Origin of the sequence: Streptomyces sp. NPDC093089 (assembly GCF_044754405.1) — a bacterium.
Classification (GTDB): domain Bacteria; phylum Actinomycetota; class Actinomycetes; order Streptomycetales; family Streptomycetaceae; genus Streptomyces.
Genome location: NZ_JBIVPA010000003.1, coordinates 702,899 through 710,951, shown reverse-complemented (window position 1 = coordinate 710,951; position 8,053 = coordinate 702,899). Strand labels below are relative to the sequence as shown.

The following is an 8,053-nucleotide window of genomic DNA, read 5'->3' as shown; positions in this document are numbered from 1 at the left end:
CCCGCGGAGCGGGTAAGAGGCTGCTGCGCAGCCTCACAGCGAACACCCCCCGCTTCGCGGGGGGTGTTAAACCGAGCCGCGTTGCGGCTCGAGCCCGGCTTCGCCGGGCCACGTCCCTCCGCTTCGCTCTGGGACGTGCGGGGGTTCCGCTGCGCTTCACCCCTGCTCCGAGCCGCGTTGCGGCTCGGAGGGAGGTTCGCTGCGCTCTCCTCCCTCTCATGCTCCTCGGCTTCGCCTCAGATCATGCACCCGCTTCGCGGGGGCTGGCCGCAGCAAAGCGGGTGCACGACTGACGTGCTGTCAGGCTGTTTCCTTCGTTCCAGACTTTGGGTGAATCCGGATCTGCGGGCCGTGCCCTTCCCCATGAAGCCCTGGGCCGCTCTCGTGGGGAAGGGCACGGCGGTCAGTCGCGGTGCCTGCTGGGCTTGGCAGCTTTGCTGTTCGGCTCGCGGTGGATCTCGTGTGCTACCTGACTCAGTTCGTCCGCGCCGTAGGCCGTGCGGATCCCGGAGGGGGTCATGCCGCTGGCTTCGGCGAGTGCTTCCAGGCGATAGGGACGGGTGCCGTGGAACTCCCTTCCGTAGGCCAGGAGTCGACGGATCTCCGCATCGGCCGCGGACTTGCGGGCGCGCGCTTCCTCGAGGGCCAGGAGGAGCGGATCGATGTCGAGGCCGTCGCCGGCGGCCTCGAGGTGGTGTGCGTCGTCGATCCTGTGACGTTCGACGGCGGCACAGGCGTCGGGGTAGAGGTCGGCTGGAGTGACGGCGTCTGGGGTGGGCATGGGGTTGCGAATGGCAGCGAGATCGGCAACGAGATCCATGTTTGTGACAGTCGCATTATTTTGCGTTGATCGCAAATCCTAAGTGTGGCTACAGCTCCGGCCACACATGGGGCTCCGTGTAGGTGTGCCATCCCAGGAAGAACCAGTCCGCGAGGTCCGACAGCCTCTCGATGCAGGCGTCGTAGTACTCACGCGGCTCCGGCCGTGGAAAGTTCGGGTGACTCATCCAGGCCGGTACCTCAGTGGCTAGATGCTAGAAGCCCTGCGCAAGCCACCTGAGGCACGCATCAGCGTCTTGCAGACGCTCGCAGACCGTACGCGCGGCTGTCTCCAGACGTGCGAAGGCGTCGCGGTCCTAGACAAGACCGCACCGCAGCCGCAAAAGAAAACTTCCCGGCTCGCTGCGGAACTCATGCTCCAGGATCTTCAGCTCTTCGTCCATGACCCAGCATGCTCCCAGGCGCCGCCGACAGTCACCGATGCCGGCGAGGTGCCCCCACGTCACCTGCGGGGTGTGTACCAGGGCACGAGGCGCAGGAGGAGGTCGAGGGTGCGGGTTGCGGCTTGGCGGGTGGCGGTGGTGGGGGCGAAGGCTGCCGCGAGGGCGAGAGTGGCGGTGATCGCGCCGAGGGTGGCGGCGAGGGCGAGCAGGAGGCGTGTGAGGTGGGCGGAGTGGAGGGCGGTGGTGATGAGGAGGCCGAAGACGATGGTCGTGAGGACGGCTGCGGCTCGGGTACGGACGCGTGTGGGGTGGTGGGGGTTCATGGCTGGCTCCTGGTCGTCGTCGGTGCCCCGCGGTAGCGGGTGCTGACCACCAGTGGGCCAGAGTCGGATTTCCGTCCGGGCAGGTACTTCTCGGGGTTGTAATGGTCGGTATGGCACGAGGAGCGCCGAGTCCGGCTGATCAGCAGGTGGTTCGTGAACTCGCGGCCCGGGGCGTGGTGGTGACGCCTAGCCGGCTGGAGAGCTGGCGGCGTGCCGGGTTGCTGTCGCGTCATCGGCGGCGGGGCCTCGGCCGGGGCCAAGGGTCGGTGGTGGAGGCGGTCGATCCGGTCGTGGTCGAGACCGCGGCGGCGCTGGCGCGGCATCTGCGGCAGGGACGGAACCGACGGCTGGCCGTGCTGGACTGGTTCGCCGAGGCCGGCATGCCCGTGCTCCCGGGCGCGGCGGTGGTGCCCGAGCCGCCGGCAGGGGCGGTGCGTGAGGCGCTGGTGTGGGTGTTGGAGGGGTCGGTGTCGCAGCGGCTGCTCGAGGTCGCGCGGGGCGCGGCGGGGGCGGGTGAGGAGGGGCAGGATGCGCTCTATGCGGTGGCGGGCCGGATGCTCGCGGCGCGACCCCATCGTCGGCCGGTGCATCCTGCGGTGATGCGGGCGGCGTTGTTGGCGGGTGAGGATCCGCCGGACGAGCCTGGCTCCGGTGGTGTGGTGCATCTGTTCGCGGCGCTCGGGCTGGGGCCGCAGGAGGTCGGGGCCGAGGCGCTGGCCGAGGGGTTCGCTGCGGTCGGCATGTTTGATCTGACGGCCGGCGAGTGGGCGCAGATGCTGGGCGCGGCCGAGCGCGGCGAGGCGCCGCCGGTGCCGTGGGAGCTGCTCGGCGAGGTGGACTCGGTGGAGCAGGTGCTCGGGGCGAGTGACGAGGAGTTGGTAAGGGCGCGGACGGTGCTGATCGGGCTGCGGCCGTTCTACGCGATGTACATGCTGCACGGCTTGTTCATGCCGGACACCCCCGGGCTGGCCGCGCTGCGGGCACGGATCGATGAACGTGGCTTGGGCCCGGTCCTGGACCAGGTCATCTCGATCAGCCCCACACCCCAGCAGTTCGCCGAAGGTCTGGTGGCCTGCCTCGGCGGCATGCTGGACGAGCTTTACGAAGCCCTCATGACACAACTCGCCACCGACTCACATGTCTTCCGCATTCCCGGCGACGAGCACGGCGCCGCCGGGTTCATGAACACCTGGACCCACACCCTGCATGAGCAAGCCAATGGAGGCACCGGCTTCGGGGACGGTGCGTAGGGCACCGCCTGAGACCCGCTAAGACCGTGTCCTATGTGGTGAGGCGGAGGAGTCGTTTGTAGCAGCAGATGGCTGCGGCGAGGCCGAGGAAGGCCAGGTAGTTGCGGGGGTGGCGCTCGTAGCGGTGGTTGAGCCGGCGGTAGCCAGTCAGCCAGGACATCGTGGGCTCGATGCCCCCTCCGCAGTGGGTCCACGCGGAACAGGACAGCACCCTGTTGTACTGGACCATCGGTGATGACTGTGTCTACGTGGTCAGCCGGCACGAATCCGGACTGACCAAAGTCACCGCCCTGGACGTGGGCAGCGGTCAGGCCTGCTGGCATCACGCCGTCGATAGCGATCTCGTCGGACGGTCGGCAGCGGCGCACTGTTGTCTCTACCTCACCACCACGGATGCTGGCGTGATCACGTTGGACGCTGGCACCGGTCGGGAACGATGGCGGACGGAAAGGGTGGAAGGAGCGGTCAGCGAGCTGCGGCAGCTGCGCACATCGGTGACGGTGTCGTCTATCTCGGGCTGTGGCAGCCTCGGTGCCTCCTGGCTCTCGACGCCGGTACGGGGGCGGAGCTGTGGAGGAAGAGGACCTCTGGCTCCTTCTCCGCGGCGCCGTTTACCGCGTCTGGCGTTGTCTACGGAGGCCATCGTGGTGGAGTCCTGCACGGCTGGAACGCACGCTCGGGAAGAGAAGTCTGGCGTGCTGAGGTGATGTGGGACGAAGCCCGGCAGGGTGCCCCGCTCATCGCCGGCGACAGAGCGTACGTGACGGGCAGTAACGGCAAGGTCCACGCGCTCGCCCTGCACTGCACTGCTGAACGGTGCCCCGCGCCGCTCAGGAGGCATCGCCTGGCGGAGCAGTCGGTGCCAGGACGTACATAGCCCCTTCCAAGATCACAAAAGGTGATCGCGGGGTGACGGTTTGTCAGTGGCGGGTGCTTGGATAGGACGGTCGCGCAGGGAGGCGCGGCACGACCAGGGAGGGTCTGAGGCTTGCCGTTCATCAGGGAGTACACGAAGAGCGACGGAACCGTGGTCCGAGGGCACTGGCGGGCGCCGGCGGGGACGGCGCGGCAGACGGCGATCGCCGTGGGGATCGTGGTGGCCGTGGGGATCTTCGGGAACACCGGTACGTCGGCGGGCGGCGGGGCGAGCGCGGAGCAGTTACCTGGGCCGCGGTCCTCAACGCAGGTGACGTATCCGATTAAATGGCCCGGCTGGGACAAGCCCGTTCCCCGCTCGACTCCAGCGGCGAAGTACCCGATCCCGTGGCCGGGCGGTCCAAAGCTGGTTTCCCGGCCGGAGCCGACCATGTCGTATCCGATCAAGTGGGACCGCAGCGGGAGCGGAGGGTGAGTCGGCGCGTTCCTGCGAGGCGGCGGTCGGCTCGTCGGCGGTCACGCAAAGCGTCTGGTGTCGAGCAGCTCGTCCTTTTCGGTGGCGGCCTGGTCATCGTGTGGGCCGTGTTCATGGGCGTTGCGAGCTTCCTGGGCGCCCGTCCGTGGGTCCTGGTCGTTCTGCTTCTGGTCGGCGGCGGAGCTGTGGCGCTCTGGGTGGTCAGACGGCAGCAGGCGGCGCAGTGGGAGCGGGTGGGGGCACAGGGGCTGCGCTACGCGCTGACGCACCTCGACGCGCTGCACCATCGGGAGTTCGAGCACGCGGTGCGCGATCTGATGCGGCGGGACGGGTGCACGGATGCGGTCCAGGTCGGCGGCGCGGGCGACAACGGCGCGGATGTGAAGGCGACCGACCCCTTCGGGCGGCGATGGTCTGTTAACTGCACCTCGGTTGGGTCGTTGAGCGGGACAACGACAAACCCGCCAAGGAGCCCCATTGCCCAAGGACCTGCGACGCGAACTGATCGAGGGACGTCACGACGTGCCCCGTATCGGTTCGGTGGTCCAACTGCTTCGCAAGTTCCCGCCGTACGCCGTGGTCGATGCTGCCGGCGTCCTGGTCGCCCCAGCCGAGTCGTACCTCAAGGATCTCGCCCTCGGTGACAACAGCCCGGCCACCTGCCGCAGCTACGCCTACGATCTGCTGCGCTGGTTCCGGCTGCTGTGGCTGCTGGACGTCGACTGGGAGAAGGCCACCGAGGCGGACGCCGCCGCCATGGTCGGCTGGCTCCGGACGGCGAAGAACCCGCAGCGCCACCGCAGCAATCCGTCCGCCCCACCGCCCGGGTCGGTGAACACCCGCACCGGCAAGCAGTACCTGAAGGCTGGATACGCCCCGAGCACGATCAACCACGCTCTGACCGTCGTCAGCGGCTTCTACGCCTTCCACCGGCACTACGGCCGCGGCCCGGTGGCCAACCCGGTTCCGGAATCGGTGCAGCGCCGACGGGCCCTGGCCCATAGAAGCCCGGACGAGCCGACGCCGTTGCACCGCCGGGGCCGACTGCGGCAGCGGACCTCACAGAAGCAGCCGCGGGCGATCCCCGACACGATGTGGGACGAGCTGTTCGCGGCCATGAACCACGACCGTGACCGAGCCCTGCTCCAGCTCTACGTGTCCAGCGGAGCCCGCGCCAGCGAACTGCTCGGAATCACCATGGGCGACATCGACTGGTCCGGCCAGCAACTGCACGTCATCACCAAGGGCACCGATCTTCGCGAGCCGGTCCCCGCCAGCCCACAGGGCTTCCTGCTGCTGGCCGCCTACCTCGACGAGGCTGGCGTTCCCGCCGCCGATGAGCCGGTCTGGCGGACTCGTCACGGCGCCGAGAGGCCCCTGACCTACTGGGCGATGCGTCGCACCCTCCAGAGGGCGAACGCCCAGCTTGGTACCAACTGGACCCTCCACGACCTCCGGCACACCGCTGCTCAGCGGATGGCCAACGACCCCCACCTGACTCTCTCGGAAGTACGCGCGATCATGCGACACACCGCCTTGGCCACAACAGGCATCTACCTAACGACCCGCGTCGAGGATCTCTTCGACAAGCTCCAGGAGCACTACAACCGGCCGCGCGTCGAGCGGTCCTTCGCTCCGGGCTACGACCCCGCTGACGTCCGGGCGGTGTTCGGTGGCTAACGTCCAGGGCACCCTTGCCTCGACCTACACCGCCCGCAATCGCCGGACTCTGTTCCGGGGCATGGACTTCGACGAGCCGGTCGCCACCCGCTTTCCGGATGCCGCGGTCAAGGCCGCACCGGCCCCTCGGCCGGACAGCCCGCCAGCACCCTTCGGCGATCTGACCCAGGCCTCGATCCAGCATCTGTGCTCGCTGGTCGAGCAGATCGTGCCGGGTCGCACCCACTCCACATACGAGAAGCGCCGTCGCGGCCTGCGGCTGCTGTTCACTCATCTGGAAACCCTGCCCGGAGCTGACTGGCAGGCGAAGTGGGAGGCCAGCCCGTTCGACGGTGACAAGGCACTGCCGGTCAAGACCTTCGTCATCTCCGACCGGGCCCAGGACCGACATGACGTGACCTCGGCGGCAAAGCTGGCGTTCTGCGCGCGGGTGATCCAGCCCTCGGTCGGTGGATTCCGTGCGAACACCTTCAGCGACTATCCCGAGTGGTTCGGGCCGGCCAGCCACGATCCTGCCCTGGACGTCTTCTATGCAGCCGTCGACGCCCGCCCTGACCTGGGGTTGAGTTACCGCATCCGTATCAAGTTCGACGTCGCTTGCGCGCTCACCACCCAAGGCATCGCCTTGGGGCACCTCACTCCAGAGACCCTGCTGCACTACTCGCTGGAGTGCCGACGTCTGGGTGTCACACACGGCGCCAGGGGTGATCAGTCGCGCTTCGCGGCTCTGGGCGCCTGGGAGATCCTGCATTCGATCGGACACTTTCCGCCCGGCACCCCCTCCACGCTGCGGAAGTTCATCTACACCGGGCAGCTCACCCCCGAGCAGATGGTCGACCGCTACCCGCTCCGCAGCCAGGCCGTCCGGCAGGTGATCATCGACTACCTCGTCCGCCGGCAGGCTGATACCGACTACATCACCCGGGACGGCCTGGCCCGTCTGCTGGCAGGGACCTTCTGGTCGAAGATCGAGAAGATCTGCCCCGGACAGGCCGACCTCACCCTCAGCCAGGACATCTGGGACCAGTGGAGGGCGGAGATCGCCTTCTGGGAGAAGGACCGTAGCCGAGAGCGAAAGAACATCGAGTCGATTCTCCTGGCGATCCGCGGCTTCTACTTGGATCTGCAGTCCTGGGCCGTCGACGAGCCCGAGCGCTGGGGCTCTTGGGCGGCTCCCTGCCCGGTTCGCCCCCAGGATCTGAAGGGGTTCTCCAAGCGTCGTCGCGAGATTAACCGGCGCATGGCCGACCGCACCCGGCAACGGCAGCCGTTGCTGCCTGACCTGGTGAAATACGTTGAGGAACGGCACGAACGACTCCTGGGGCTGCTCGAAGCCGGGCGGCAGGTCAGTCTGGGCGAGCCCTTCGAGTACGACGGCCGCCGTTACCGCCGCAGCAACTCGAAGAAGGACCAGCGGCTGGTCAAGGTCGAGGCCGAACCCCCCGTCCGCGTCCATGACGAAGAAACCAGTGAGCTGATCAACATCACCCTCGCTGAGGACTCGGCGTTCTGGGAGTGGGCCGCGGTTGAGGTCCTGCGGCACAGCGGCATCCGAATCGAAGAGCTGTCAGAACTCACCCACCTCAGCATTCGCCAATACGAGCGACCCAATGGCGAGATCATCGCCTTGCTAGTGATCGCCCCGTCGAAGAACGACCGCGAACGAGTCATCCCCATGTCGGCCGACCTCTTCCACGTCGTCGCCCAGATCATCCGCCGCCACACCCGCGACGGCCGGACGATCCCGCTGGTCAGCCGCTATGACGGGCACGAGAAGAGCTGGTCAGACCGCATGCCCTTCCTCTTTCAGCGACAGGTCGGCACCATCCGCAGCGTCCTGGCGACCGGCACCATGCTCAACATGCTCCGCCGGACCTGCCAAGAGATCGGCGAGACGAACAAAGCCTTCGCCGGACTGACCTTCACCCCGCACGACTTCCGACGGCTCTTCGCCACCGAGATCGTCAACGGCGGACTGCCCATCCACATCGGTGCTGCGTTGCTCGGCCATCTCAATCTCCAGACCACTCAGGGATACGTCGCGGTCTTCAACGAGGACGTCGTCGCTCACTACCAGCAGTTCCTGAACAACCGCCGGTCCCTGCGGCCAGCCATCGAATACGGCGAGGTCACCAAGCAGGAGTGGGCTGAGTTCGAGGAGCACTTCGAGAAACGCAAGGTCGAGCTGGGTAACTGCGCTCGCCCTTACGGCACCCCATGCCAACA

The 8,053-nt window shown here is 67.6% G+C and carries 8 protein-coding genes and 3 pseudogenes; 6 read left to right on the top strand and 5 right to left on the bottom strand.

The annotated features are described in order from the left end of the window. Window positions 1-403: 403 nt before the first annotated feature. From ACIQFX_RS10105 to ACIQFX_RS10095, 3 genes are all read right to left on the bottom strand, one after another. Entirely contained in the window at window positions 404-820 is a 417-nt protein-coding gene (locus ACIQFX_RS10105) for a hypothetical protein (protein ID WP_402460662.1), read from the bottom strand. Between the two features lie 49 nt (window positions 821-869). After that, a complete protein-coding gene (locus ACIQFX_RS10100; protein ID WP_402460660.1) occupies window positions 870-1,007 on the bottom strand; it encodes a hypothetical protein in 138 nt (45 codons plus the stop codon). A 275-nt stretch (window positions 1,008-1,282) separates the two neighbouring features. Continuing rightward, window positions 1,283-1,546, bottom strand: coding sequence for a hypothetical protein (locus ACIQFX_RS10095; RefSeq protein ID WP_402460659.1), 264 nt, complete (start codon window positions 1,544-1,546; stop codon window positions 1,283-1,285). A 110-nt stretch (window positions 1,547-1,656) separates the two neighbouring features. Here ACIQFX_RS10095 and ACIQFX_RS10090 point away from each other — a divergent pair, with 110 nt between their 5' ends. Next, complete coding sequence (locus ACIQFX_RS10090) at window positions 1,657-2,796, top strand: hypothetical protein (protein ID WP_402460657.1); 1,140 nt, start codon at window positions 1,657-1,659, stop codon at window positions 2,794-2,796. Between the two features lie 31 nt (window positions 2,797-2,827). Here the strand turns inward: ACIQFX_RS10090 and ACIQFX_RS10085 are convergent. Beyond that, window positions 2,828-2,968, bottom strand: a pseudogene (locus ACIQFX_RS10085) (IS5/IS1182 family transposase); the annotation flags it as partial. Between ACIQFX_RS10085 and ACIQFX_RS10080 the strand changes: the two are divergent. Beyond that, a pseudogene (locus ACIQFX_RS10080) lies at window positions 2,967-3,281 on the top strand (PQQ-binding-like beta-propeller repeat protein); the annotation flags it as partial. The pseudogenes ACIQFX_RS10085 and ACIQFX_RS10080 sit on opposite strands and share 2 nt — an antisense overlap. After that, window positions 3,233-3,673 (top strand): PQQ-binding-like beta-propeller repeat protein, encoded by a 441-nt coding sequence (locus tag ACIQFX_RS10075; RefSeq protein ID WP_402460656.1) that lies wholly within the window; start codon window positions 3,233-3,235, stop codon window positions 3,671-3,673. The pseudogene ACIQFX_RS10080 and the gene ACIQFX_RS10075, both read left to right, overlap by 49 nt. A gap of 515 nt (window positions 3,674-4,188) precedes the next feature. On the opposite strand, the gene ACIQFX_RS10070 is transcribed toward ACIQFX_RS10075, so the two are convergent. Continuing rightward, a complete protein-coding gene (locus ACIQFX_RS10070; RefSeq protein ID WP_402460732.1) occupies window positions 4,189-4,449 on the bottom strand; it encodes a hypothetical protein in 261 nt (86 codons plus the stop codon). Between the two features lie 15 nt (window positions 4,450-4,464). Here ACIQFX_RS10070 and ACIQFX_RS10065 point away from each other — a divergent pair, with 15 nt between their 5' ends. The 3 genes and pseudogenes from ACIQFX_RS10065 to ACIQFX_RS10055 all read left to right on the top strand — a co-directional run. Next, on the top strand, window positions 4,465-4,791 hold the full coding sequence (locus ACIQFX_RS10065) for a hypothetical protein (RefSeq protein WP_402460720.1): 327 nt from the start codon (window positions 4,465-4,467) through the stop codon (window positions 4,789-4,791). Then, window positions 4,688-5,827: a tyrosine-type recombinase/integrase gene (locus tag ACIQFX_RS10060; RefSeq protein ID WP_402460717.1), complete on the top strand. Its 1,140-nt coding sequence runs from the start codon at window positions 4,688-4,690 to the stop codon at window positions 5,825-5,827. Before ACIQFX_RS10065 ends, ACIQFX_RS10060 begins: the two co-directional genes overlap by 104 nt. Window positions 5,828-5,888: 61 nt before the next feature. Beyond that, window positions 5,889-7,865 (top strand): annotated as a pseudogene (locus ACIQFX_RS10055) (tyrosine-type recombinase/integrase); the annotation flags it as partial. Between the last annotated feature and the right edge of the window lie 188 nt (window positions 7,866-8,053).